Source organism: Lysinibacillus capsici, assembly GCF_020217405.1.
GTDB lineage: Bacteria > Bacillota > Bacilli > Bacillales_A > Planococcaceae > Lysinibacillus > Lysinibacillus capsici.
Genome location: NZ_CP084108.1, coordinates 1,310,616 through 1,336,317, shown reverse-complemented (window position 1 = coordinate 1,336,317; position 25,702 = coordinate 1,310,616). Strand labels below are relative to the sequence as shown.

24 protein-coding genes and 1 riboswitch are annotated in these 25,702 nt (G+C 38.0%); of the genes, 7 read left to right on the top strand and 17 right to left on the bottom strand.

All coding sequences use genetic code 11. The features are described 5' to 3' along the window. Positions 1–190: 190 nt before the first annotated feature. Positions 191–2,278 carry a DUF2339 domain-containing protein gene (locus LCP48_RS06245; protein WP_009370693.1) on the bottom strand — a complete coding sequence of 696 codons (2,088 nt, stop codon included), beginning with the start codon at positions 2,276–2,278 and terminating at the stop codon, positions 191–193. A gap of 81 nt (positions 2,279–2,359) precedes the next feature. Next, positions 2,360–2,611 carry a phage holin gene (locus LCP48_RS06240; protein ID WP_004232094.1) on the bottom strand — a complete coding sequence of 84 codons (252 nt, stop codon included), beginning with the start codon at positions 2,609–2,611 and terminating at the stop codon, positions 2,360–2,362. 225 nt (positions 2,612–2,836) lie between these two features. Between LCP48_RS06240 and LCP48_RS06235 the strand changes: the two genes are divergently transcribed. After that, a complete protein-coding gene (locus LCP48_RS06235; protein WP_009370691.1) occupies positions 2,837–3,001 on the top strand; it encodes a hypothetical protein in 165 nt (54 codons plus the stop codon). Between the two features lie 43 nt (positions 3,002–3,044). Next, the gene (locus tag LCP48_RS06230) at positions 3,045–3,275 is read left to right on the top strand and encodes a recombinase family protein (protein ID WP_036218897.1); all 231 of its coding nucleotides are present in this window, start codon (positions 3,045–3,047) and stop codon (positions 3,273–3,275) included. 99 nt (positions 3,276–3,374) lie between these two features. Here the strand turns inward: LCP48_RS06230 and LCP48_RS06225 are convergent, their stop codons facing one another. Next, positions 3,375–4,628, bottom strand: a complete 1,254-nt coding sequence (locus LCP48_RS06225; protein ID WP_050779478.1) for a YSIRK-targeted surface antigen transcriptional regulator — start codon at positions 4,626–4,628, stop codon at positions 3,375–3,377. Positions 4,629–4,983: 355 nt separating this feature from the next. Here LCP48_RS06225 and LCP48_RS06220 point away from each other — a divergent pair, with 355 nt between their 5' ends. Further along, positions 4,984–8,973, top strand: a complete 3,990-nt coding sequence (locus LCP48_RS06220; RefSeq protein WP_225340797.1) for a MucBP domain-containing protein — start codon at positions 4,984–4,986, stop codon at positions 8,971–8,973. A 75-nt stretch (positions 8,974–9,048) separates the two neighbouring features. On the opposite strand, the gene LCP48_RS06215 is transcribed toward LCP48_RS06220, so the two are convergent. From LCP48_RS06215 to LCP48_RS06205, 3 genes are all read right to left on the bottom strand, one after another. Then, positions 9,049–10,404, bottom strand: coding sequence for a YjiH family protein (locus tag LCP48_RS06215; RefSeq protein WP_225340796.1), 1,356 nt, complete (start codon positions 10,402–10,404; stop codon positions 9,049–9,051). 382 nt (positions 10,405–10,786) lie between these two features. Next, positions 10,787–11,113 (bottom strand): monooxygenase, encoded by a 327-nt coding sequence (locus LCP48_RS06210; RefSeq protein ID WP_216485279.1) that lies wholly within the window; start codon positions 11,111–11,113, stop codon positions 10,787–10,789. Positions 11,114–11,127: 14 nt separating this feature from the next. After that, positions 11,128–12,051, bottom strand: coding sequence for a DsbA family protein (locus LCP48_RS06205; RefSeq protein ID WP_004225778.1), 924 nt, complete (start codon positions 12,049–12,051; stop codon positions 11,128–11,130). A gap of 166 nt (positions 12,052–12,217) precedes the next feature. Here LCP48_RS06205 and LCP48_RS06200 point away from each other — a divergent pair, with 166 nt between their 5' ends. Further along, positions 12,218–12,781 (top strand): TetR/AcrR family transcriptional regulator, encoded by a 564-nt coding sequence (locus tag LCP48_RS06200; RefSeq protein WP_225340795.1) that lies wholly within the window; start codon positions 12,218–12,220, stop codon positions 12,779–12,781. Positions 12,782–12,853: 72 nt separating this feature from the next. On the opposite strand, the gene LCP48_RS06195 is transcribed toward LCP48_RS06200, so the two are convergent. From LCP48_RS06195 to LCP48_RS06175, 5 genes are all read right to left on the bottom strand, one after another. Then, complete coding sequence (locus LCP48_RS06195; protein WP_225340794.1) at positions 12,854–13,615, bottom strand: IucA/IucC family C-terminal-domain containing protein; 762 nt, start codon at positions 13,613–13,615, stop codon at positions 12,854–12,856. Then, positions 13,612–14,439 (bottom strand): ABC transporter ATP-binding protein, encoded by an 828-nt coding sequence (locus tag LCP48_RS06190; RefSeq protein WP_004225784.1) that lies wholly within the window; start codon positions 14,437–14,439, stop codon positions 13,612–13,614. The genes LCP48_RS06195 and LCP48_RS06190 overlap by 4 nt, the downstream gene beginning before the upstream one ends. A 49-nt stretch (positions 14,440–14,488) precedes the next feature. Next, positions 14,489–15,529 (bottom strand): FecCD family ABC transporter permease, encoded by a 1,041-nt coding sequence (locus tag LCP48_RS06185; RefSeq protein ID WP_225340793.1) that lies wholly within the window; start codon positions 15,527–15,529, stop codon positions 14,489–14,491. Beyond that, on the bottom strand, positions 15,522–16,538 hold the full coding sequence (locus LCP48_RS06180) for a FecCD family ABC transporter permease (RefSeq protein WP_004225797.1): 1,017 nt from the start codon (positions 16,536–16,538) through the stop codon (positions 15,522–15,524). The genes LCP48_RS06185 and LCP48_RS06180 overlap by 8 nt, the downstream gene beginning before the upstream one ends. Before the next feature lie 123 nt (positions 16,539–16,661). Further along, positions 16,662–17,672: an ABC transporter substrate-binding protein gene (locus LCP48_RS06175; protein WP_004225800.1), complete on the bottom strand. Its 1,011-nt coding sequence runs from the start codon at positions 17,670–17,672 to the stop codon at positions 16,662–16,664. A gap of 558 nt (positions 17,673–18,230) precedes the next feature. Between LCP48_RS06175 and LCP48_RS06170 the strand changes: the two genes are divergently transcribed. Continuing rightward, positions 18,231–18,542, top strand: coding sequence for a CotD family spore coat protein (locus LCP48_RS06170; protein WP_004225802.1), 312 nt, complete (start codon positions 18,231–18,233; stop codon positions 18,540–18,542). Positions 18,543–18,642: 100 nt separating this feature from the next. Here LCP48_RS06170 and glnA read toward each other — a convergent pair whose 3' ends face one another. The 3 genes from glnA to LCP48_RS06155 all read right to left on the bottom strand — a co-directional run bounded on the left by glnA (position 18,643) and on the right by LCP48_RS06155 (position 21,818). Further along, on the bottom strand, positions 18,643–19,977 hold the full coding sequence (gene glnA, locus LCP48_RS06165; protein ID WP_004225810.1) for a type I glutamate--ammonia ligase: 1,335 nt from the start codon (positions 19,975–19,977) through the stop codon (positions 18,643–18,645). A gap of 55 nt (positions 19,978–20,032) precedes the next feature. Next, positions 20,033–20,410 carry a MerR family transcriptional regulator gene (locus LCP48_RS06160; RefSeq protein WP_225340792.1) on the bottom strand — a complete coding sequence of 126 codons (378 nt, stop codon included), beginning with the start codon at positions 20,408–20,410 and terminating at the stop codon, positions 20,033–20,035. Positions 20,411–20,564: 154 nt separating this feature from the next. Beyond that, on the bottom strand, positions 20,565–21,818 hold the full coding sequence (locus LCP48_RS06155) for a methionine gamma-lyase family protein (protein WP_225340791.1): 1,254 nt from the start codon (positions 21,816–21,818) through the stop codon (positions 20,565–20,567). Between the two features lie 340 nt (positions 21,819–22,158). Between LCP48_RS06155 and LCP48_RS06150 the strand changes: the two genes are divergently transcribed. Beyond that, positions 22,159–22,764 carry a trimeric intracellular cation channel family protein gene (locus LCP48_RS06150; protein WP_004225816.1) on the top strand — a complete coding sequence of 202 codons (606 nt, stop codon included), beginning with the start codon at positions 22,159–22,161 and terminating at the stop codon, positions 22,762–22,764. A gap of 96 nt (positions 22,765–22,860) precedes the next feature. On the opposite strand, the gene cobT is transcribed toward LCP48_RS06150, so the two are convergent. Further along, positions 22,861–23,916: a nicotinate-nucleotide--dimethylbenzimidazole phosphoribosyltransferase gene (gene cobT, locus LCP48_RS06145; RefSeq protein WP_004225819.1), complete on the bottom strand. Its 1,056-nt coding sequence runs from the start codon at positions 23,914–23,916 to the stop codon at positions 22,861–22,863. A gap of 92 nt (positions 23,917–24,008) precedes the next feature. After that, a riboswitch (cobalamin riboswitch) is annotated at positions 24,009–24,184 on the bottom strand. Between the two features lie 434 nt (positions 24,185–24,618). On the opposite strand from cobT, the gene LCP48_RS06140 reads away from it, so the two are divergent. Continuing rightward, complete coding sequence (locus tag LCP48_RS06140) at positions 24,619–25,020, top strand: hypothetical protein (protein ID WP_225340790.1); 402 nt, start codon at positions 24,619–24,621, stop codon at positions 25,018–25,020. Positions 25,021–25,057: 37 nt separating this feature from the next. Here the strand turns inward: LCP48_RS06140 and LCP48_RS06135 are convergent, their stop codons facing one another. Continuing rightward, positions 25,058–25,360 carry a rhodanese-like domain-containing protein gene (locus tag LCP48_RS06135; protein ID WP_004225823.1) on the bottom strand — a complete coding sequence of 101 codons (303 nt, stop codon included), beginning with the start codon at positions 25,358–25,360 and terminating at the stop codon, positions 25,058–25,060. Between the two features lie 95 nt (positions 25,361–25,455). Beyond that, positions 25,456–25,686: an RNA chaperone Hfq gene (hfq, locus tag LCP48_RS06130; protein ID WP_004225825.1), complete on the bottom strand. Its 231-nt coding sequence runs from the start codon at positions 25,684–25,686 to the stop codon at positions 25,456–25,458. Positions 25,687–25,702: the final 16 nt, after the last annotated feature.

The window sequence follows — 25,702 nt, the reverse complement described above, 5'->3', positions numbered from 1 at the left end:
GAATTTTTTGCATGGCTGTTTTTCGTCTTACTTAATTTCATAAGCAAAACTTTTTTGTTAGTAATTGCTTAGACGATACTTGTTAATTGTTCTGAGCTGAGGAACTAATAGCAAAAATGTCAAAGCGCTGTTTAAACTACGCTTTGACATTTTTATTGTTACCATTTACTGATACCTATACACACTAACTTTATTCATTTTTCCTCAACAATCTACCCGACAACAGCATCCCAATACCACCAATGGTAATAAATAGAACAGCTCGAATTAATAAATCAAGGGCAGATAAGTCAAAGAAAATTAGCTTAATAAATGCGATAACTAAAATAATAAAGCCTGTTGTGCGCAATGTTTTTAAATGTTGTGTGGAACTAATCCATAGTGAAACACTAGCTGTTAAGAATAATGTAATAGTTGTAAGGGCGATACTTAACTTCCAATCAAGGGCGTTGTTAAACGTGAACTGATGGATCAGCCCCCATATCGAAACCATCGTGAGCACGATCCCCGTACTTACAATGGCGTCCACATATTTCCCCAGACGGTCCTCATACAATCGATAAATAATTCCTTTTACAAGCACATCAGCGACAACCGCTACAATCACTGCTATATAAATTAATCTAGTGATACTGTTTAAGCTTTCCAACATTGTCACTTTAGTGCTAATCATCAAGGAGACTAGTAGGAAAAATGCGCCAAGTACTGGCGTTAAAGCACGTCCTTTGTAAGTTTCCTCTACAAATAAAGAACCAGTAAATAAGGCAGCTAATACGATACACACCATATATGGAATGCCATTTGTGGCTGTAAAGTATACGGCATCTAGCTTGCTAATATAGGCTAAGAAATAGCCAGCTGTGACTACTGCTAAAATATCGATTACGTACAAATCCTTCATGACCTTTTCAAAAGGTGAAAGTGTCTCTTTTGGACGTCTTGCATATAAATAAATAATGATGAAATAGATGATTGGCATAAATAAGCTTAAATGATCGATGCTGAAAAATGGATTGGGTTCATGGAAAACAAAGTTTAGTGTAAATGTCATCACAAGGGAAAGTGAAGTAACGACCTTCATCATACTTGCACGTATTCGTAAGCTCATCATCACGCCTGCAAATGCAATCAACGGATACAATAAATCATCCACTTTATTCGGAATATTCAATAGAAGTATCATATTACAGAAGGTGATAAAGACGAGTGTCACAGCACTATCCAGTACCTCCTGCCATTTTTGACGATAGCTATAAAACGCTACAGCGCCAAATAAAGCCATTAAAATGAGGAGTAGCATTTCTCCATTTTCTAGAGTACGAATGATTAGGTTCAACAGTAATAAACTAAATGAGCCTAAAGAAAATTGGAGTCCAATGTGAAGTGGCTTCCATTTGGATTGTGCGTTATACAGTAAACACCATATTGCATAAAAGATTGCTAGAATCACAAGTAAGCCAAGTGCAAAAACTATTTGCTGATCACTATTCATAAATGCTACAACACTCACTGCTAGCACTGAAAAGAATGTGGCAATATAAAGGGCTAGTTTTTGCTTGTGCTGATAAATAACTAATTGCAATGCAGCAAACAATACGACCACAAATAATAAGATAATGACAGCACTAAAATCCATATATTCTAGTAAGTAAGGTAGTAATAATGATGTAAAGGCAACAAAAACAGTTAGTGCTTCATTTTTCTTCAAATAGCTAATGGCAATACCATAACCAATATAAAGCAGCGTAATGCCTAGTGCTGGGATAAGACCAATGATTTCATACAATATGGCACTCGCTGCGGTTGTTAAAATACCAACAATAAATGCCCCACCATATAAAGAAATCGTTATAGCCGATGAACCTACTTTCCTACGCTCTAGTACATAGGCAATAACCGCCAATCCCACCGATAGTACATAGGCAAGGATGATTTTCACGCCATCCGATAAATAGCCATAGTCACTGACAAGTTTTAGACCCCAAAGTACGCCCATTACTAAAATAACCATGAATACTTTTGGAAGTGCCCACATAACACGTTCCTCCATCGATGGCTGTGGTTGCACTTCTTTTTCCGCTACTTTAGTCGGGATAGGCTTCGGCTCCCGTACTGGTTTTGGTTTAATTGGTTCTGATTGCTTGATCATCGACTGTCTGGCATCAAGAGTATTAATTTTTTCAATGCTTTGCGAACCTTTTAATACTGACAACTCCTGACGTAAATCTGCCATTTCCTCCTCGAGCTTCGCAATTCTGCGCTCCAATTCAAGGGACATTCAATCATCCTCCCCACTTTATCAATTTTCTAACATTATAACATATTTATCCTTATTGTAAAATTACACTTTTCGTTTATTTTATCTCGGTCTCCGATACATTAAGGCACGTTCACTATCACTAGTACCCCGTGTGGTTGGATCGACAATGACCCCCATTAACACAAGAATGGATAAGACTGTATTTAAAATAGCTGATATTTGCTCACTCATCACACCTGTAAAATCATAGCCAAAAATTGCAGCCATTTGTTGTGCGAGTAAGAGCAACAATGAAAATAGCCCTAGTAGAAATGGAATATGTTGAAGACGAACCTTCCAATTAATTCTCATAAAAGCTCACCTCCCCCCCTCTTGCCACAGTATATGCATAGTGGTTATGTGACACATATGCAAAAATGGAATTCTCGCCAAGTTACTAGTATTTTTTAATAATATTTTGTGATGCAAACTATTTTCAAACATACAAAGTGAAGGAAGCTTTTTCCTTCCATGATTTCTTTATAAAAAATGATGTTTAAGATTCCTCTAAAATTTTTATGGAAGGAGGAATCTTGAATGAAACAATATGGTTATACCCGTGTTTCCAGCAGGAATCAAAATATTGACCGACTGGGAAGAAATTATGAGGAGATTTTAGCACAATGGCGTTATTTAACCACCGTGAAACAAATTGATGAATTTTACGTGATTGGCTACCCATCAGCCGGTACAGGGGATTAAAGGAAAGTTTTTAGCTGATTTGGTCTTGCAGGTGTTATCCTAGGTGGCACAGATTGAAAGGGAACAGATTTCCCAAAGACAAATGCAGGGCATACAGGAAGCTAAGAAAAAAGGCATCTGTTATGGCAGACTGCCCAAGCAATATCCCGAAAACTTTTTACAAGTGGCAAGGTTATGGGAGCAGGAAAGCATTAGTCTTCGGGAAGGGGTTGAGAAATTGCATGTCAGCCATTCAACGTTTTCAAGATGGTTGACACAACATCATTTTAAGTAAGGTCGTTACGGCGCAAAAAAAGAACAAGAGAGGCATTTTCTTGTTCTTTTTTGTACGTGATTCCTTTGTCTGGAAGTTGAAGCATTGTTCTATTTTTGTTCATGAATCCGATCCTTTGTTCTCTTCTTCCCTTCCCTTGTGATCCTGGGGATAGGGATGTGTTTTTTGAAATTGAAGAGGTGTAAGTCCCGTATGTTTTTTGAAGGCTTTTGTAAAATGAGAGAGATCATAAAAGTGTAATTCTTTCGCAACGGTACAAGGCGGTATTTGAATCATCAGTAAATATTTCGCCATAATCATTTTTTGTTTTTTAATATATTCTCCAATACTGATACCAACTTCCTTTTTGAAACAACGTCGTAATTGAGCGTTGGATATAAATAAATGTTTTTCGATATCCGCAAGCTGTAAAGGATCGTAGATATGCATGTTGATATACTGGATCACCCGACGGATAAGCAAAGAATAAGAGTTCATCGATATTTCGTGTAGCAGTTCCGTAAAATAGACGATTGCACCATCTCGTATGGTCAATACACTCATCACCTGCGTTTGTTTTTCGATTTCTTGTATATAGTAATCTCTCAAGGATAAACATTTCATAATGTCCACACCCATTTGAATCGCAAACCAGGAGATTTTTTCCATAAGAATAATACAGTAGTTTTTTTCATTGCGGATGTCATTGGTTTCTGGAATAGGAAGAATACCTAAAGGTGTTTGACGGACTAATTTATGTAATTGTGCAGGATCTCCTTTTGCCATTGTTTCCATAAGCTGGTGTTCTAAATGGAATAATGTTGTATAGGATGTTAAAACGTCTTTTGATAAAGGATGATTGAATTTCTCTAATTTCTGTTTTTGAACTTTTGTGAGAAGCTGAATGTATTTTACATAATATTTTTCTAACTGCAAGGAAAATAAATGATCAATGATAACAAGCAAATCTCTGAACTGCTCCGAAGAAAATACGGGAAGCTGTTCGAGATAGCCTTGCATGGAAGAAGGACTGATTTCTATTGCATTTTTCGGAATACTCTGACTATTCAGTATAGGCCCCATGGAAACAAACAGCTCCTGTAACGGAAAGATGAAAAACACCTCATTGAATTTTCCATACTGTATGGAGAGTTTGTGTTTTTTATTGAATGTCAAAGACAAAGGATAAGGGGGCAGTTTCGGAGGTTTTAATTCCTCAAAGAATAAAACGGTTCCATTCTTTTCATAGATGGTAATAGAAAAAATAAAGCGATTATTTACACTTTTTAATTTTTGTATGTTTTCCATAGAAAGTGCCACACTTTCTTCCCCCTCCCTTTCTTTTATGACATCACGGTCATTTTCTGTTTCCATTCTTTAATAGAATTATAGTATAAAAGATTTTTCTGGTTTGTCAAATGCTCACAAGACTAAAAATCAAGACCCAATTTAGAGCATTCATCAAAGTATATAGCGATATATTGTTGTATAATTAGTTCTTTTTCATCATATTTTGTCATGAAACGTAAATTTCTATATTAAAATAAAAAATATCCTGATTATATTGTATAAAACCTCTAACTAGAAAGGAGGTTTTTGAGTTTTTTATATTGAGTAAATTGTTGTAACAAAAAGTATACGTTGCATTGCAGAATTTTACAGTTTATTGAGGTTATATGCAATACAATGGGGATATCAAGCAAATATATAATAGGAGAGAAGCTTAGAGATGAATTACAAGTATAGAGGGAAAAAGAATACACTTCTTTATGAAGAAGATCGAAAACCAAAGTACGGTTTGAAAAAATTGAGTATTGGTATTGTGTCTTGCTTCTTAGGATGTGCCATTTACTTTGGAGCAGGTATTACGGTTAATGCCCAAGAACCTACTTCATCAGTTCCAACAGAAGTCTCTAGTACAGCTGATACCACAAATGTTAGTGAGGAAACGCCAACGAATGACGAAGAATTAACGGTTAATGAAACTCTGAATAATGGAGAAAATCAGCCACAGCCTAATAGTGAAACTGTAGAAAAAAATGATTCTACTGAGGTGAGTGAAGAAAATGCACCGTCTGACACAGTTGTGCCAGAAAACAATTCAGAAGTAAATGAAGAACCTTCAACAAATGTTGTGGAAGAACCTTCAACGAATGTTGTAGAAGAACCTTCAACAAATGTTGTGGAAGAACCTTCAACGAATGTTGTGGAAGAACCTTCAACGAATGTTGTGGAAGAACCTTCAACGAATGTTGTGGAAGAACCTTCAACGAATGTTGTGGAAGAACCTTCAACGAATGTTGTGGAAGAACGTAGTGATGAAACTGTTACTCAGCCTACAGAAGAAGCGGAAACCGCTGCAGAACATAACATTGGACGTAACGATAACTCCGGAACCTATGCTTGTCAAATCCACTGGGTTGACTTTAGCGGTTTTACAAACCTTGATGCAAACGGTAGTTTAACAACTGACTCAGTCTTGGTAACTACACTTAAGGACGGTTATGAATTGACCATTAAGGTCAAACAATTGGCACCATTTGTCACTTCAAAGTCCTATGCTGAAATGCTTGCAAAATACAATGCTGCTAATGGCACCTCTTACACGCTTCCTGAAGGTATTGAGAACACTGTCAATGTGACTGGAAATGGTTCTGGTGTTGGACCATCACAATTTGACATGAGAAACAAATCAACAAAGGTTCCTCAAGTAAATGAAGATGGAACTGTTACTTATGTTAATGCTAGTATTCCGCTCGGCTATAACGTTTTACAGGCGGCTGACTATGCTATTGAGGATAGCGATGGTAAATATGTTATTGCTAAAACACCAAATTCTGACGTAATTAACGCTGGTATAACCCTAGAGTTAAGTGCGACTTATGGGGGTAAACCTGCTCCAGTTAACCTCATTGCAGCTGACGGGGAAGAAGTTCGTTTTCGTGAATTTATCGCTATGGTCACAGACGGTACACCTTGGAGTTTATTGGATATTTCAGGTGCTACAGAATTTACCAACGTTGATGGAGAGCTGCTTGATATTTCTGGACAACTTGTCCATGACCGAACAACCGATCCCAAGAAGTTCGCTCTTTGGGGAAATAGAAACAAAGAAGAAAATACCTCTTTGCCTTATCTCAATGCAACCAATGCTGATGGGGACATCATTGCCAACTATAAGGAAATGGGTTACTGGGATGTCCTAGACAACACCACCTTCGGTAATGAAGACATTGTAGCCTACTATGCAGAAAAAATTGCAGAAACGGAAGCAGCAATTGCGAATCCTAATAGTGTAGGAGAACTCGATGAGTTGAACGCAGTATTGGCTGCGTATAAAAAACTTCATTCTGCTGCTGTCGTCGGAGCTGGTACTCAAACCGTTGGTAACTATTCAGAAGTACATCAATATGGAAACCCACTCTGGCTATCTAATAATGTCCGTGAGTTCTCCTTCTACTGGAACTCACCTGCCCAACAAAATATGCGTTTTGGTTTTATCTTCCACGATGACGGTGATGCACCGATATCATACGGTACAGCATCCCACGTTATTCCAGCTTCAAAGACGGCTGCTAAACCTTACTTAGGAACAGTTGAGCCAGACCTCAATATGATTGAAAATAGCGAAGCTGATCCATATGCTGGAGATGATTTAGAGAATCATGCTGACGAGGGCGAAGAGCAATTAGTGGGTGTTGGCAATACGTATGTTATCCATGATGGTTCTACAATAAGTTACTCCTTAGATATTATTGCCAATAACGACAATAAAGATTCCACAGCAACAGCCTATGTCTATGGTTGGATTGACTTTAACAACGACGGGGTCTTCTCTGATGATGAAAAATCTAGCCTCGGGGTTGTTACAGGACAAAACCAAAACATCACCTTGACTTGGTCTGGTGATAATGTCAGAGTCACGGATACAGACATTAGCAAGCTGGCTACTCGTATCCGTATTTCAACCGACTCCCTATCTATTTTGGAAGCAACAGGTGCTGCACCTGACGGTGAGGTCGAAGACTTCCAAATTGACGTTGTTCATCCACCAAAAGGTTCTAAAGAAATCACTGTTGGTTACAGGGGTGAAACCCAAACAGCAACAGTTAGCTTTGAAGCTTTTGGTCAGGTAGCTAGAACTGAGACAACTAACGTCATTGATACTGCTGAGGCTTCCTATATCGTTGATAGCAACGGGCAACCCGTTACCCTGGATGCAGAAGGCTATTATGTTGTCCCTAGTGAGGGTAAATATAAGATTACTGACAATGGTACTGATGTTGCTGTTGAATTTGTTCCAGAGGCTGACTTTGTTGGTAAGGCAGAAGGTATCACGATCCGTCGTGCTGACCTGAATGGTAAGACAACTGGTTGGACTGATGAGACAGATGGAAATGTTTCAGAACAAACCAATACAATGGACGGACGCTATATCCCAGTTGTTAAGACTAAAGGTGAAGTCCTTGTTCATTATGTCAATGAAAAAGACGAACCTATCAAAGAGGATTATACCGACACTAACTTAGTTGATCTTATTGATGATAATGGTGATCCTGTTACAGTTCAATACGATACAGCTCAAGATGACACAGAAAAACCACAAACAATCATCAAGGACGGTAAAACTTATGCTTTTGCACAAGTGAAGGAAGGTGATGTAGAGTCAGGTAAAGTTGTAGAAGGCACAACAAACGTGACTTACATCTATCGTCTTGTAACAGGTAATGTCGTCGTTAACTACTTTGCTCTCGATGCCGATGGTAAAGAGATTTTAGATGTTAATGGCAATAAACTGACGATCAAACCAACAAATCCTGTTGTCGAAAATGGTGATGTTGATGATCCTTATGATACAACAACTGAAGATATCAAGGTTCCAGAAATCGAGTACAATGGTGTGACCTACCGTCTGGTTAAAAATGATGGTGATGATGAAAAAGGTAAAGTGGAAGGTGATCAGCAGAAAGCTGTTAACTACTACTACGCCCCAGTTGTTGGTGAAGTTATCGTTCATTACAAAGATGAAAATGGTAACCCAATCGCTCCTGATAAGATTGACACTCCAGCGAAAACACCAGTTGGTACAGCGTACGACACATCTGATAACAAACCAACCCATATCGTAACTGAAGAGGGTCGCACTTATGAGCTTGTTCCAACTAAGACAGTTGGAGACGAAACAGGTAAAGTTGTAGAAGGCACAACAAACGTGACATATGTTTATCGTGAGGTTAAGGATGATAAGCCAGTTGTACCAACTATTCCAACTTCACCAGAAACACCAAACAATATTGACACTCCAGCGAAAACACCAGTTGGTACAGCCGACACACCTGTTAACAAACCAACCCGTATCGTAACTGAAGATGTTCGCACTTATGAGCTTGTTCCAACTAAGACAGTTGGAGACGAAACAGGTGAAGTTGTAGAAGGCACAACAAACGTGACATACGTTTATCATGAGGTTAAGAGTGATAAGCCAAAGGATGATAAGCCAGTTGTACCAACTATTCCAACTTCACCAGAAACACCAAACAAATCTGGTTCACCAACAACTCACACAGCGCAAGGAACACCAGATGTTTCTAGAGTACTTCCACAAACAAGTGGTGATACAACTAATATGACAAGTATACTCGGTGGTTTGGCATTAAGCCTTGGCTCATTATTAGCTTTATTTAAAGAGAAACGTAGAAAACAGAAGCATTCATGCTGATTTAAAGATCTCAAAGAAATCCAAATAGTTAAATATATGAAAAATGCCAAGTCCATTTAAGACTTGGCATTTTAGTTAGAAGAGTAGGTGACCAACCAATGCAGCGATTGGAAGAGAAATAAGCGTACGTAGTATAAATAAGACGACTAAATCCAAAAACTTCAATGGAATTTTTGTACCTAAAATAAGTCCACCTACCTCAGACATATAGATCAGCTGTGACACAGAAACAACTGCAATAACAAATCTAGTAACATCCGATTCAATCCCTGCACCTAAAATAGAAGGTAGAAACATATCGGCAAAGCCAACGACCATTGTTTGCGCTGCTTCAGCCGCTTCAGGCAAGCCAAGGACAGTTAAAATTGGCTCAAACGGTTTTCCTAAAATCACAAAAATACTTGTAAATTCAGCAAGCATTAAGGCAATTGTCCCAAAAGCCATAACGATAGGGGCCACACCCACCCATAAATCAATTACATTTCTAGAGCCATCTTTGAAAAATTGTCGAGGATCACGATTTGCATGCGCAATAGCAAGTGCATTCGCTAAGCCATGTGAGACAGAATTATAGCCCTCTGGTAATTTCTCACGTGAATAATCTACTGGTGTCCCATCTATATACGTATCTTCTTTTTTCGCAAGTGGATAGATTCGAGGCATAATAATGGCTAATACAATTCCACAAAGGACTACTGTCAAATAATAAGGAATAAAATAGCGTGCCAAATGCACAGTATCCAACACAACGATACAGAATGTGATGGACACTACGGAGAAACTTGTGGCAATAATCGCAGCTTCTTTTTTTGTATAGTTCCCCATCTCATATTGTTTACTGGTCATTAACACACCTATTGTGCCATCACCAACCCATGACGTAAGAGCATCAATTGAAGAACGCCCTGGACTTTTAAACAGTGGCCGCATAATTTTCACCATCATTGTCCCGAAAAATTCAAGTAAACCGAAGTTTGTTAAAAATGGTAAAAGGAAACCAGCAAACAAAAAAATGGTAAATAAAAACGTCACAAGTCCCTCATTTGGATCCATGAGGAGTCCACCCGTATTTTCATTATTGATGGCAGAAGGTCCAAAATTGAAGACCACCATTGAAGCAAAGGCTAAACCGATAAAACGAGTGATTGTCCAAAACCAATTAACATAAAACAATGAATCTAAAATACTAGGTTCTTTAGCATTTTTACGAGGGATAAATTTCGCTATCAGTGCACCAATCGCAGAGATGGCAAACATTCCAATTGTAAAATAGCTTATGATTGGAGCCACAATCCCCGCTAAAACATTGGCTAGTATGGCAATGGGCACTTTCCAGCCCTCTTCTGTTAAAAGGGGGGTCATAAATAGAAAGATACCAATTAAAGAAGGAATAATGAAGTAAAAATAGGTAGCAACAGAATACTTTTTCATTTTTTCTAAAACCTCATCTCTTTTTATCTCAATAATTTATGTATTTTGCATTACAACAATTAAAATAGTGTTTATAAGAAACATTTATTTATCCATCGTTGTACTACTATACAAGCAAGCAAATATGTTGTGTTCATTCACTATCTCATCCCTCCTTCTGTTATAGGACTATTTTAAAAGCTTTGAAGTATTGAGCATTAAATAGAATAACACTCACATTATTCATGTTTTTATACCATAAACGTGTTATAAAACTATTGTAAACGCTACAACATATTTGGTTCAACCTCACAATATTCTGAATATTTATTCATTCTTAAATATAGAAAAGCCTAACTTCTTAATTCGAAATTAGACTCCTTTGATTTAGCTAGCAATTCTACTATGCATCAGCTTTTTTTAATTGTTTTACTGGACCCTTCGTGACTTCAGTCAGTTTTGAATTGATAGCAAAGATTTTTGCGTTGATAGTAGTCATTCCAAATTCAGCTAGCCTTTTGGAATGCATTTCTATATATTGTTCAGCTGTGCGTTTCGATTCAAATAGATAGATGCCGCCTGCTTCGTTTGTTTCCGGGCTCTCTGTCCAAATTTTCCACAAAAGTCCTTCCTCTTCATAAATACTTTTTGCTAAATCAGAAAACGCTTCTGCCATCTCATCACCAAATGGTCCATCCAATTTAAAATCTACCTGTAATACGTATGTCATAGCCATTCCCCTCATTATTTAGTAGTAATATAACATTCACCGAGCATTTCCTTCATTTCATATTGATCTGATGAAAGCTCTTTTTTCACATAGGCTATAGCCTCTGACTTTTCCAAATCATACATGACTTCAATCTCTTTGGAAAATAGAAGCTTTTCTTTTTCAAGTAAGCTTAAAAGAGATGGCTGTTGTTTTGGTTGCAACTCTTCCAAATGGAGAACCTGTTTGAGTCCTTCCACATAGTTTACAAATGGACGTCCACCAACAATTTTCAAGCCTTTCTTATCCTCATTCATCATAATAATAGTGGGAAATCCTCTTACGCCTAGATTTCTTGCAAGATCAAAATCTTCATTTAATAACTGTTGCCCGCTTGTTTGTTCTGATTCATGTACAATAGCCCCTCCATCAAGCCCCAGCTTATTTACAATGTCAATCATAACGGATTCCTCTGCAATATTTTGATTAAACATGAATAACGCTTCTCTTGCTCTGCGCAAATATTCAAATGCTATAGCATTATGTTGGTTTTTTTGAATCACTTTAAAAACACGAGATGGCGGATAGGATGATTGCACTGGATTATTCATCATGACTGTTCCATCTATTGGCATGCGATAATATGCTCCAACTTCTCTCCAGTGTCCTACAACGTCCGCAGGTCCTGATATTCCATTTGCAGGGTCTACTGGACCATCACCCCATTTTTCTAGTAATCCCCCCATAATCGTATGAAAGTTAAAATAGTGTCCGTACTGCTCGATAAAACGTCGAAGAACGGGTTCGAGTGCCCAACAATGAGAACATATTGGATCCGTTACATAATATACTTCAACGGATTTCTTTGGTTGATTAAAATCAATCATCCCCCATTCATCCTCACTAGCTACTCCACATACACCTGTCTCTAAATCACAAACCATTGGATGATTCTTCAATTGACTATCCCCTTTTCTTACTTTCGTTAAGAATAAATATATAACGCTCTTATTTGCCTTACAGTTGTATTTTATTCATAATAAAATCATCATTAAACCAATAATTTATTTGAATTGTTGTTTATGCAACACTTTGAAGAATTTGTTTAAAAAGGAGTGCTAAGTAATGACCTCATCTAAGACAGATCTTCGTGTTATACGGACTCGTAAATTAATCATGGATTCTTTCATTGCACTGTCTAGTAAAAAAGAGTTCAAGGATATAACGGTTAAGGATATTACGACAGAGGCCATGATTAATCGTGCGACTTTTTATTATCACTTTGAAGATATATATGATTTGTTAGAGAAGGTCCTATCAGAAGTATTATTAATTAATTTGAATGATGACTTTCTACAACATAACGAACTTAATGAAGAAGCTTTTATTATTCTCTTTAAAGCGATAACTAATTTTCAAAAGTCATTGTCTAATCGTTGTCATAGAGGCTATGAGGAGACAATTGCTCGAATTATTAGAGAGCAGCTTGAAATTATCTTTTACAAAATGTTATTGAAACAAAATGTCGCGACAGAGAACGAAGCGCTAAAAATGACTGCTGTAATATTAAGCTGGGGAATCTATGGCGCTTCCATAGAATGGAGAACTAGCAATCAGGTGATACAGCCTGAAGAATTTATCAAACCTGCAATTCCTTATTTATTGGCAGGTATTGATGGTCAAAAATAAAAGTGAATAAACACTTGTGAAATGATAGAAGTGTTTACTCACTTTTGGTGGTTAGAAATTTTGTTGCTACGATCATCTTTTTATTTTTGGACAGGAGATACAAAAATCATTTGCTTCATCAGAGGTATGATAATAGAAACAACATGTTTTTCTCAAGCGTACAGGTTGCTCCGATTCCATAATTGTCACTTTAGGACCACAATAGTTCGTCAAAGGATTTTTTCTTTCTCCAAAAATAGAGCCTGGTGCTAGGTTTACAATATAGTGATAATCCTCTTTTATACGAGCCTTTTCTTGCTCGCTGGCTCCTTCCACTATTTTCGTTTCATAGAGCCAATTCACATAAATAGCTGTGTTTTCCCATAAGATTGTTTTTGGGATTTTACTTATTTTCGCTAATGACTGCCACACCTTCGCTAAATTATTCGCAAAGATTTCTCTAAGAACCTCATCACGCCATTTTTCTCGGTCTTCAGTAGGTATTGACACTGTGCGATTGATTAGCCGAATTTTAGGAAGCCAAGGCTTTGTATATTCCGCTTCTACCCACATATTTTCAATTCTGCAATGTAGTCCTTTATCGTATCTGGACATAGCATAGAATGCTGAAGCTATCGTTAAGACGCTATAGCGCTTCGCAAATAACGATGCCGTCACTAGGATAGAGGGTGATTGAAAGAAATGGGCAATTTTCTGTAAATAATTTAGAGCTTGTTCATTGTCCAATAAATTTTTGGCATATAAAGAGTAGGTAGCATCTACTGCAGGCTCTATCGCCAATCGATAGTCTCTTAGTAACACGGATGTTTCTTCAGCTGACAGTGTGAGGCTCAACAGATCCCTACCTCCTCTAATTTCACTGTTTGAACTGTTCGCCCCTTGCCATGTGGCACACATAAAGGTGTACCAAAGAGCGGGTCTTTAATAATGGTACAATCCATACAAAAAACAGCCTGAACCATCTCTTCTGTCACCACTTCCTCTGGCTTTCCTTGGGCATAAACCTGTTTATTACGTACAGCCACAATATGATGGGCATAGCGACAGGCTAAGTTTAAATCGTGTAATACCATAACGACGGTACGCCCTTCATTTTCATTTAAATCAAATAGTAAATCTAAAATTTCTACTTGATGAGCCATATCTAAATAAGTTGTAGGTTCATCTAGTAAAATAAGATCTGTTTTTTGAGCCAATGTCATAGCTATCCATACACGCTGCCGCTGACCACCTGATAATGCATCTACAGGGCGATCAGCAAATTCAGTCATCTGCGTTACTGCAAGCGCATTGTTTACAATTTCTTCATCCTCCGTAGACCATTGCTTTAACCAACTTTGGTGTGGATAACGACCTTGCTTAATCAATTGCTGAACAGTTAATCCTTCTGGTGCAACAGGGCCCTGCGGCAGAATAGCTAAACGTTTCGCCACCTCTTTCGTTGAAATGGCGTCTAGTTTATTCTGATCTAAAAAAATCTCACCCGACTTCGCTTTTTGTAGTCGTGCAAATGTCCGAAGTAGTGTAGATTTTCCACAACCGTTGGCCCCCACTAGTACTGTAATTTTTCCTTTTGGTATTTGAAGATTCAAATCCTCTAAAATAAGATTTTCTCCATAGCTTACATGTAAACTTTGTGCTTCTAAGACATTTTTCAAAATCCTGTCACCTTCTTCTCCTGCTTTTAACTTTTATCATCATGAAACTTTATTGATTGCGCGTTCTAAATAATAAATAAATAAAGAATGGTGCGCCAATAGCAGCAGTAAATACACCTGTTGGTAAATCTTTTGGTAAAAAGGCTGTGCGTGCCACAATATCAGCTACAATGACTATGATTCCACCTATAATAGCTGTCACAGGAATTAATCCTGCAAAGGAACGCCCTACAAGCATTCTGCTCATATGAGGAGCCACTAATCCAACAAAGGCAATGCCACCAGCAAAAGCTACTGCTGAACCAGCTAGCATGACACTAATGAGTAGAAATAGTACACGATACACTTGTACTTTAACACCTAGCCCTATCGCTATTTCATCGCCTAATTCCTTCACATTCACCGTTCTTGCTAAAATAAATGTTAGAGGCACTAAAATGACTAGCCATGGTAATAGCAAATAGACATCCTGCATATTAGCCCCATACAAACTACCTGTCAGCCATAAATAAGCCTTCGTTGTAGCAGCTACATTACTGATCACAAGCAGCATCGTCACAACCGCCTTTGCTAAGGCTGAGATGCCAATTCCAATTAGTACCATGCGAATGGGTGTGACACCTTTTCTCCATGACAGTAGATAAATGATGAACGAGACAATACCAGCACCTAATATAGCAGCTAACGGTAAAAATTGAATGCTGACTGATCCCATAAAGTACACGATAAAAATAATTGCACCCATCGATGCTCCGCTCGTTACACCAATAATATCGGGGGCAGCAAGAGGATTACGGATAATTCCTTGTAAAATTAAACCGGCAACTCCCAGCGCAGCACCAACTAATAAGGCCATTAAGACACGCGGGAGCCTTAATGTATGTAAGACAAAATCATACTCTCCATTCCCATAGCCCAACAATTCTTTCACCACTGTCACTGGATGAATAAACTCACTACCAGCAGATAAACCCAGAACCGTTATGATGACTAATAATAAGCTTAATAGTAATAGTATCCAACCCGTTCTTTTAGCAATTTGAAAAGATATACGATTAGTTTTAGTTCGAACCGACACATAATTAGGCATTTTTTGCTAACCCCTTTCGTGCAATATAAATGAAGAAAGGAGCTCCGATTAAGGCTGTCATGACACCAATCGGCATTTCCAATGGCATAATCACATATCTTGCCGCAATATCTGCCAACAGTAGCAATATTGCTCCCAACACGGCACTGTAGGGAATAATCCAGCGATAATCTGTGCCAACAAGATGGATCGCCATATGAGGGACAATCAAGCCAATAAAGCCTATTGAACCTGCAACAGCTACTGAACTACCTGCAAGTATGATAATAATTATGCCTAGCGCGATTTTCGTGAGCATTGTTCGTTGTCCTAATCCTTTGGCAATATCATCTCCTGATTGTAAAATATTGATTGAACGCCCCATAAATATTGCCACCACTGTCACTCCTAAAACAAACGGTAGGACAGGCACAAGCATTTCAATACTACGCCCCGATACAGAGCCTGCTAACCAAAACAGGACACTTTGTAAACCTTGTTCATCGATGACTAAAAGCCCCTGCGTAAACGAGACAAATAGAGCTGTAATCGCTGCACCAGCTAATACTATTTTAATCGGTGTTAACCCATCTCTTCCTAATGAGCCTAGGAAAAAAACCATTGCACCCGCTGCACCTGCCCCTAAAAAGGCAATCCACATATAGCTCATTAAAGATTGAACGGAAAAAAGAGTAATGGCACTGACAATAAAAAATATGGCCCCTGCATTAATACCTAAAATATCAGGAGCTGCTAAAGGATTTCTTGTTAATGCTCGCATTAATGCGCCCGCAATGGCAAGGCTTGCGCCAACTACTGTAGCGATCACAGCTCTTGTAAATCTAGATGTTCGAATAATGACATGCTCCTTATTAGCAGCATCAAAATGAAAAATAGCATCATAGATTGACGAGAAAGGTATGGACGTTTGACCAATAGCTATGCTGATTATAAATGCCAGCAAAAGAATCAAACAGCTGATGAGTAAACCTATTTGTTTCATCGGTCTACTGGAAAGAATAATTCTCATGTTATGCCAACTTTCTTGATCCACAATTTATCTGATGTAGGTTTTAATTATGCTCAAACACTACAATGAGAGGGCTGTTATTCAAGTATTCTCTAACACTTTTAACAGCCCATCCTTCATTCACTATTTTTCTAATTCAAACTTGTCATAAATATCATCCAGCATTAAATTAGCACTAGTAATACCACCTGCTAGATTCCAATTGATTTCATCTACCTGATAAACTTGATTCGCTTTCACTGCGTCAAGCTCTTTCCAAAGTGGATGGTTTGTCCAATCTTCATAAGTTTTTTTCACTGTCTCATCATTTTCCATAAACATATAAATAACATCAGCATTCATTTGTGTAATACTTTCCTTGTCCGTTAGCTTCACAATTTCTAAAGAATCATCTGTTAAATTTTTAGGACCTTGGAATCCAAGCTCAGATAAAATAGAACCCGCATAACCTGTCACATAAATACGAGCATGGTCTGCTCTGAAGTTGACAACAGAAACATGGAATGGCCATTTATCGCCAAGCTTCTCTTTAATTTTTGTTTGGAAATCAGCTACTCGCGTATCCCAATCGCCAAGTAATTCTTTCACCTTATCTTCTTGATTCATTGCTTGACCCATCATTTCCGCTGTTCCTTTGAAATCAAAAACTGTTTCATGAGCAACTGTTGGGGCAATCTGCGATAACTGATCATAAATTTCTTCATGACGTACTTTAGAAGCAATAATTAAATCTGGTTTAAGCTTTGCAATTTCTTCAAGGTTTGGTTGTGTTTCTTGTCCTACAATTGCAACGCCATCAAGCTCATTCTTCATATAATTATAAACAGGCGCTTCAGCCCAAGATTCTACTACCCCAACTGGCTTAATGCCCATAGCTACTGCAACATCTGTTGCGCCTTGATATAGTGTAACGATTTTTGTAGGTGTGCCTTCAATCGTTGTAGTACCCATTGCATGTGTAATCTCACGACTAGAAGATGCTGATTCTGTGTTACTTTCTTCTGCTTTGTCGTTCTCTTGTGAACTACTGGAGTTCGATGTTTTCTCCCCACACCCAACTAATAATAATGCGAAGGTTAATAGTAGTGTGAAAAGTACAAAAAAGTTCTTTTTCTGAAGTGATAATTTTGGCATACATTTCCTCCTAAGAAATAATCGACAACGATAATCATTATCAATTAAAGAGTATACTGTACGATTGTTTAATTGACAATATCTATTTTTTCAAAAAACATACTTTTTTAATAAAAATTTATTTTACATTATGCCGCTAGGAAGAACGTTATTTAAAAAACCTATTCATCGCGTTGAAAAAAAGCAAGTGGATGGTTGTTAGATTCTTTTTCTTCTTCACTTCGAAAATATGTGCTATTTTGTTCACTACTGTTAGTATGAAAGAAGTGTTGCAGTATGATTGAGGGGAGGATCATCGCCCTTTGGAAAGGACAATGATGGAGCGGAAAACGCCTCGCCCGCAAAATTGCTTTTCCCGCCGTTGACATCATCTTTTTTCAACAATATGTCATGCTTTCATTTCACTCAAAGACGTAGGCAAATTGATTATAGATTTTCTACTATTTTAGTTACTTGTTAGATTTACCTATGCATTAATAGGCAAATAAATAGACCCTATCGACGTATATCTCATATCTTAATAATGAACTACAACTTATCAAAACAGGAGGTAATAACATGTTTCAACGAAGACGCCATCCGGCAAAAGGTCCACACTGCTGTCCGCCACAAATGATGCCAATGCAATATGATCCACCACAATTTTTGCCACCAGAGCAATATGTACGCACAAATTATATTCATACGGTTGTTCCACACGTACAACCTGCACATGTTACAACAGTCAACAAACATATGATTGATCATCAGTACTATTTCCCATGCACGGAATCTGTCGTGAATGAATGCTGTGAAACACATACAATGTGTGGTATGCCACCTAACCCTTGCCATATGCCTATGCCACACCATCATAAACATATGCGCTAATACTAAAATAACGATGGGGTTGTCATATGACCCCACCGTTCCTAATATATGTTCAGAAAAAAACCGAGTCACCTTTATCAGGGACTCGGTATCTTTATGATTAATACATTTTTAAATATTGATCGCGTTCCCACTGATGAACAGTTGTACGGTACATATCGAACTCGATTTCTTTTGCTTCTTTAAAGTTTGCATAAATATGCTCACCTAGTGCTTCCTGTGCTACTTGATCTTTAGCAAGTAATGTTAGTGCATCATCAAGTGCTGCAGGTAGGTTTTCAATACCATTTGCTTGACGCTCTTCTTCCGACATCACATAGATGTTGCGGTTAATAGCAGCAGGTGGAGTTAGGCTTTGACGAATACCTTCAAGACCTGCTTCTAAAATAACCGCCATCGCTAAATATGGGTTTGCAGAAGGGTCTACAGAACGTACTTCAACACGAGTTGAAAGGCCACGCGCAGATGGAATACGAATTAATGGTGAACGGTTTTGTGCAGACCATGCTACATAACATGGTGCTTCATAACCTGGTACTAGACGTTTATAAGAGTTAACTGTTGGGTTTGTTACAGCTGTGAAACCTTGTACGTGTGCAAGAACACCCGCCATGAATTGCATAGCTGTTTCAGAAAGACCTAATTCTGTAGATTCATCATAGAACGCATTTTCTTTACCTTTAAATAGCGACACGTTAAAGTGCATACCAGAGCCCGCTTCACCAAATAGTGGTTTTGGCATAAATGTAGCGTGTAAGCCATGTTTACGAGCGATTGTTTTAACCACTAATTTGAATGTTTGAATGTTATCACATGCAGTAACAGCATCCGCATATTTAAAGTCGATTTCGTGTTGTCCTGGAGCTACCTCATGGTGTGATGCTTCAATTTCAAAGCCCATTTCTTCTAGCTCTAGCACAATATCACGACGGCAATTTTCACCAAGATCTGTTGGCGCTAAATCGAAATAACCACCATGGTCATTTACTTCTAATGTTGGTTCGCCTTTTGCATCTAATTTGAATAAGAAGAATTCTGGCTCAGGCCCTAAATTGAAGCTTGAGAAGCCCATTTCTTCCATTTTTTTAAGAATTCGTTTTAGGTTGTTACGTGGGTCACCAGCAAACGGTTCGCCTTTCGCAGTGTATACATCACAGATAAAACGTGCTACTTTCCCTTTTTCAGAAGTCCAAGGGAATACTACGAAAGTATCAAGATCAGGATATAAATACATATCAGATTCTTCGATTCGAACGAAACCTTCAATAGATGAGCCATCAAACATCATTTTATTTTCAAGTGCTTTGTCTAATTGACTTACAGGAATCTCAACATTCTTGATAGTGCCAAGAATATCCGTAAATTGTAAACGAATAAAGCTTACGTTTTTTTCTTCGATGAGACGTTTAATGTCCTCTTTTGTGTATTTACCCACAGTTTTCCACACTCCTATAATTTGTCTAGCTTTTATGTTTACCCTACCCTATTTATTAATAGAATCGAGATAAATCCCCTCTTCGGATGGACGATTTTTGCATGCGCTGTGCTTGACGCATTTCTTCGCGCATAATTTGGCGTAATTCTGAATCACTTAAATCTTGCTCATCAGTTGTTGCAACAGGATTTTGCTTTTTAGCAAATATTTTTTTAATCTTCGCCATATTCATACCCTGTTCTAAGTAATCTTTAACCTCAAGCAATGTGTCGACGTCATTTAGTGAAAACATACGTCGATTGCCTTCTGTTCGGTGCGGCTCAATTAAATGGTGTTCTTCATAATAACGAATTTGTCTTGCCGAAAGCTCTGTTAATTGCATCACGATACTCATCGATAATAACGGCATAGTTCGTCTAATTTCACGACTCATTTAAGTCCTCCTCCAATACCCGCTTATCATATAATGAAATTTTTTTACTGTCAACCAACCATGTAAGGTTATCTAACATGGTTGGCACTATTTTTTTCAATTCGATTAAAAATTGTAAAAAACTATTCATATTTAGGCTTTATCTATTGTCTTGTTATGCTTTTTGAATGGCTTGAACCGCACTGCAAATAGCAAATTTAACGTGTTCATATGTTAGTCCCCCCTGGATAAATGCTGTATATGGAGGTCGTATTGGGCCATCCGCTGTTAGCTCAATGCTGGACCCCTGAATAAATGTTCCAGCTGCCATAATGACATCATCTTCATAGCCTGGCATATAGGCTGGTTCAGGAGCATAATGGGCATTTATCGGTGAGTTCGCTTGTATTTCACGACAAAAATCAATCATTTGCTGAGCCGTTTGGAACGATACTGATTGAATTAAATCTGTACGCTTCGCGTGATAGCTCGGAGAAGTGCTCATGCCGATTTCCTCAAGCATTGCAGCTGTAAATATTGCCCCTTTTAGTGCTTGCGATACAACATGTGGTGCTAGGAAAAACCCTTGATAAAAATCACCTAGTGTATTTAATGTGGCCCCCGCTTCTGCTCCAATACCTGGAGATGTCATACGATAGGCACATTTCTCCACTAAATCTGCTCGGCCAGCAATATAGCCACCAATTTTAGCCAAGCCTCCACCTGGATTTTTAATGAGCGAGCCTGCCATTAAGTCAGCCCCAACCTCTGTAGGTTCCTGGGCCTCTACAAACTCGCCATAGCAGTTATCTACAAAAATAATAGCTTTCGGAGCTAATTTACGTACCTTTACACACATTTCTGCAATTTCTTCAATTGTAAAGGATGGACGTGTGGCATAGCCTTTTGAACGCTGAATCGCAATCATTTTGGTTTGTGCTGTAATGGCCTCTTCTACACCTGCCCAATCAATAACCTGATTATCTAGTAAATCCACATGTCGATAACCGATTTTATAATCTTTCAGTGAACCTGTATCTTTATCACCACCATCGACAATGGATTGCAATGTATCATATGGCTGACCAGAAATATAAAGCAGCTCATCACCAGGACGCAAAACACCGAATAGACTAAGCGTGATTGCATGTGTGCCTGAAATAATTTGTGGTCGGACTATGGCTGCCTCTGCACCAAATACCTCCGCATAAACACGCTCTAGATTATCGCGCCCCTCATCATCATAGCCATAGCCGTTTGATGGGTGTAAATGATAATCACTTACTTGATGCTTTCTGAAAGCTGCTAGCACCTTCTGCTGATTGTAGAACGCCATTTCTTCTACATTGGCATGATAAGACCGAACTTGCTCCTCTACTTTTGCCACTAACGATAGCGTTTCTGTTGATAAATTTGATGTAAACGTCATTCTTTCTTCTCCATTTCACAATGTCTCGCATTTCAATCAGTAAGATTTATTGACTATCTAAATTGACTTCAATCACTCTAGAATTCCCTAACCAACTACTGGTATATGAACGCATTTGACGAATGTTTTTCTTTATTTTAATCACATTTTATCAATTTGTATGTGCACCTGTAAAACTTGCCTATTGTTTCTAAGAGGATTTTACGCTAAGCTAATGTGCGGACTCAATTCAAGAAGCGTATTTAATGACCGATTTTGGCTATTAAATTCATAGATTCTGTTACGTAAAACGTCTTTTAACTTTTAAAAAGTTTATTTATTGATAGAAGGGGTGAACGGGATGGCTTGGGAGGTTTTTAGTATCATAGGAACAATTGCCTTTGCTATTTCTGGGGCAATTATTGCCATGGAAGAAGAATACGATTTATTCGGTGTATATATACTTGGTATTGTGACTGCTTTTGGTGGAGGAGCTATTCGAAATTTACTCATTGGACTACCTGTCACAACACTTTGGGGACAGGATATGATGTTTCAAATAGCGCTTGCTGCGATTACGATATTCTTTATTTTTCCACATCATCTGATTCAACATTGGCATCGTTGGGGTAACTTCACAGATGCGATTGGCTTATCAGCATTTGCTATTCAAGGCGCACTCTATGCTGTCAAGCTTGATATGCCAGTGAGCGCAGTCATTGTAGCTGCTGTTTTGACAGGTTCAGGTGGTGGTATTGTACGAGATTTATTAGCTAGAAGAAAACCATTAGTTCTCCGTGATGAAGTTTATGGCGTTTGGGCAGCTCTTGCTGGACTGTTAATCGGCTTCGAGGTTTTTACAGGGGACATTTTCCTTTATATTTTATTCGCAGTGATTACAGCTTTACGTATTCTTTCCTATATGATGAAGTGGCGCTTGCCATTACGTAAATTAAATCGAGCATAAACACCATTCAGCCAATGACCAAAAATTAAGTCATTGGCTGTTTTATTGTTTTAGCTAATGTTTCATTCCTTATATGATTAAAAAAAGACATTTAACTTACCTTTTTAACAACTGCATGGATTCTTCTAAAGTCACCATGTTTTTCATCATCGAGCAAGCTGCATCTAAAATAGGAAAGGCTAAGGCTGCTCCAGAACCTTCGCCTAAACGCATATTCATATGCAACATCGGTTCAATGCCTAGTAACGCAGCGGCAATTTTTGCCCCTGGCTCCTCTGAAGCATGGGAAGGAATAATATAATCAATTACTTTTGGTTCGAGCTTATAAGCAATGAGGGCAGCTATAGTCGAAATAAATCCATCAATGACAACGGGTTTACGATGGGCAGCAGCGCCAAGAATAATACCTGTCATCGCCCCTATCTCTAATCCTCCAACCTTAGCCAGAACATCAATAACATCATTTGGATTAGGCTTATTTAAGGTAATTGCTTTTTCAATAACTGCTGCTTTATAGGCAATGCCTCCTTGGCCTACTCCTGCACCAAACCCCGTTACTTCGATAGGGTCGTATCCCGTCAAAACTGCTAATATTGCAGCACTTGGTGTTGTATTGCCGATGCCCATTTCTCCAGTCCCAAGTACATCAGCACCTTTTATGATTTCCTCAGTGGCCACACGGATTCCTACTTCTATCGATTGAATGGCTTCTTGTTTGGACATAGCTGGACCTTGTGCCATGTTATCGGTACCATATTTAATTTTATGAATAAGGACTCCTGCATCAAGTGGAATATCTTCTTTTACCCCAACATCTACTGTGACCACCTTTGCATTGGTAATGCCCGCAATCGCACAAACGCCTGTACCACCCTTAGGAAAATTTAATGTTTGAAAGAGCGTAACATCTTGTGGATTCGTGGTTACACCTTCCTCGCAAACACCATGATCTGCAGCACAGACAATCATCACTTTTTTGTCGACTGTCGGATATAATTGTCCGGTTATACCAGAGAGCTGTACGGCAATTGATTCTAGTTTACCCAAGCTACCCGGGGGCTTACAAAGCGCATCAATCCGCTTTCTGGCTTGTTCCATACTTTTCATATCAACCCCTGGAATGTTTTGAATCGTGTCTTGTAATAATTGCATGATTATTTCTCCTCTCGTTCTCATTAAGACAAAATAAAAAGTCTGTAGTTTATTGTCATGACAAATAAACTACAGACTTTTCCATCATCTATATCTTCTAAAGCATGTAGGCAGGTCTCCTGGCTCAAGTTCAACACCTCATAGTACCTTCCCAGCAATTTGCTAGTGGCATACACTATGAAATTCCCTTATACAGTGGCGGGTCCGCTAAAGCTTTTCACTTTATTCCCTATTCTCCCTAATGGGCACCTATTGCTTTTATGTAATTATGATAAATCTACTTTACAACTTTTTTATTGTCAAGAGGAAAAATTTTTTTGAGTGTTAACTTAGTACAACCAGCTATTCAAACAATTTAGGAGCTTATCAAGAGCTTATAACAATAAAGGAATCCTTCACTTGGATTCCAAGTCTTCCTTAATTAGTGCTTTTTAGAATTCTCTATGCCTAAAACTCGGCTTGTTACAAAAACTATCGGCTACATCAATTGTCCTAACAAATAAATCACAAATTAACTCCATTTCCACCTTCCAAAACTTGTATTTTTCCAGTTCTCTAAGAAATGTTAAACATAAAATTGAAAAGCCCTTATAATCTGTTCAATGTAAACATAAATTATTTCTGAAACTTCAGTATTGAATTGATTGAAGATTGGGTAAGTATCAAAAGTAATAAAACGTTAAAAAGTTAGGGGAAGATATAATGAATGCAGAAGAATTAAGAAATGCTATTGCTGAAACCTGTGAAACACACGATAGCCTCTATGCCCAACTCGTAAAACCGATTAATCAGTTGTTAATCAATGTCGACGCTTCGATCAGTGAAGAGACAGCAAATAAAATACTGGAAAATTTAAAGTTATTTCATAGTGGTGATAAATACTTGACGGAATGTCATTTGGAGGAGAGCCAAAATTTCTTGAAAGATGGCATTGAGCTTCTCCAAAAGGGGGATTTGGCGAATGGAGCACTACAAATTTATGGAGCTGGTCTAAACTTTGCTAGTTATGCTTCAAAAGTGCAGGGACAAAAAAACGTTAATATCTACAAAAACTTTGAAGAAAATTTTAATTTTATCATGGACGCCCTGAAAAATAAACCATGAAAAAAGAAAGAGTATACACTCTTTCTTTTTCCATGGTTTATTTAAATTCTAATTCTCCATCATAAGCCAGCATGCCGCCTTCAAGGTTTGTTACATCAAATCCTTGTGCCTCTAAGTAAGCACATGCATTGGCAGAACGAGCTCCAGCCTTACATACAATAATATATGGCTTTTCTACATCTAAATCCTCTAAACGTTCAGGGATAGTTCCGAGTGCAATATGTTGAGCACCTGGGATCATGCCATGTGCTACTTCATCCTCTTCACGAACATCGATAATATATAGGTCCTCATTTGCATCTAACAGATCTAATAATTGTGTTGTTTCCATTGTTTTCATAAACTTTGTCCTCCAAAATATAAAATTCCACTATCATTATAGCTTGTAGCAAAAAAAACAGCCAGTGTGAGTACACTAACTGTTTAACAAACTTATTATACTTCTGTCTCTAAAAACTCAATTTGTTTTGCTGGTACGAATGTAGAAATGGCGTGCTTGTAAATTAGGTGCTGCTTATTTTCAGCATCAAGTAGTAATACTGTAAAATTATCATATGATTTCACAGTCCCTTTTAACTGAAATCCGTTTAACAGAAATACAGTTACAAAAACACTGTTTTTACGTAGTTGGTTCAAGAACGTATCTTGCAAATTGATTGATTTCATCAAATAGCCTCCCTAC

What these genes read in the sequence shown, in the direction of transcription:
- LCP48_RS06245 (WP_009370693.1), bottom strand. Translation starts at nt 2,278, where the DNA reads ATGTCCCTTGAATTGGAGCGCAGAATTGCGAAGCTCGAGGAGGAAATG.
- LCP48_RS06240 (WP_004232094.1), bottom strand. Translation starts at nt 2,611, where the DNA reads ATGAGAATTAATTGGAAGGTTCGTCTTCAACATATTCCATTTCTACTA.
- LCP48_RS06235 (WP_009370691.1), top strand. Translation starts at nt 2,837, where the DNA reads ATGAAACAATATGGTTATACCCGTGTTTCCAGCAGGAATCAAAATATT.
- LCP48_RS06225 (WP_050779478.1), bottom strand. Translation starts at nt 4,628, where the DNA reads ATGGAAACAGAAAATGACCGTGATGTCATAAAAGAAAGGGAGGGGGAA.
- LCP48_RS06220 (WP_225340797.1), top strand. Translation starts at nt 4,984, where the DNA reads ATGAATTACAAGTATAGAGGGAAAAAGAATACACTTCTTTATGAAGAA.
- LCP48_RS06215 (WP_225340796.1), bottom strand. Translation starts at nt 10,404, where the DNA reads ATGAAAAAGTATTCTGTTGCTACCTATTTTTACTTCATTATTCCTTCT.
- LCP48_RS06210 (WP_216485279.1), bottom strand. Translation starts at nt 11,113, where the DNA reads ATGACATACGTATTACAGGTAGATTTTAAATTGGATGGACCATTTGGT.
- LCP48_RS06200 (WP_225340795.1), top strand. Translation starts at nt 12,218, where the DNA reads ATGACCTCATCTAAGACAGATCTTCGTGTTATACGGACTCGTAAATTA.
- LCP48_RS06185 (WP_225340793.1), bottom strand. Translation starts at nt 15,529, where the DNA reads ATGCCTAATTATGTGTCGGTTCGAACTAAAACTAATCGTATATCTTTT.
- LCP48_RS06180 (WP_004225797.1), bottom strand. Translation starts at nt 16,538, where the DNA reads ATGAGAATTATTCTTTCCAGTAGACCGATGAAACAAATAGGTTTACTC.
- LCP48_RS06175 (WP_004225800.1), bottom strand. Translation starts at nt 17,672, where the DNA reads ATGCCAAAATTATCACTTCAGAAAAAGAACTTTTTTGTACTTTTCACA.
- LCP48_RS06170 (WP_004225802.1), top strand. Translation starts at nt 18,231, where the DNA reads ATGTTTCAACGAAGACGCCATCCGGCAAAAGGTCCACACTGCTGTCCG.
- LCP48_RS06160 (WP_225340792.1), bottom strand. Translation starts at nt 20,410, where the DNA reads ATGAGTCGTGAAATTAGACGAACTATGCCGTTATTATCGATGAGTATC.
- LCP48_RS06155 (WP_225340791.1), bottom strand. Translation starts at nt 21,818, where the DNA reads ATGACGTTTACATCAAATTTATCAACAGAAACGCTATCGTTAGTGGCA.
- LCP48_RS06150 (WP_004225816.1), top strand. Translation starts at nt 22,159, where the DNA reads ATGGCTTGGGAGGTTTTTAGTATCATAGGAACAATTGCCTTTGCTATT.
- cobT (WP_004225819.1), bottom strand. Translation starts at nt 23,916, where the DNA reads ATGCAATTATTACAAGACACGATTCAAAACATTCCAGGGGTTGATATG.
- LCP48_RS06140 (WP_225340790.1), top strand. Translation starts at nt 24,619, where the DNA reads ATGAATGCAGAAGAATTAAGAAATGCTATTGCTGAAACCTGTGAAACA.
- LCP48_RS06135 (WP_004225823.1), bottom strand. Translation starts at nt 25,360, where the DNA reads ATGAAAACAATGGAAACAACACAATTATTAGATCTGTTAGATGCAAAT.
- hfq (WP_004225825.1), bottom strand. Translation starts at nt 25,686, where the DNA reads ATGAAATCAATCAATTTGCAAGATACGTTCTTGAACCAACTACGTAAA.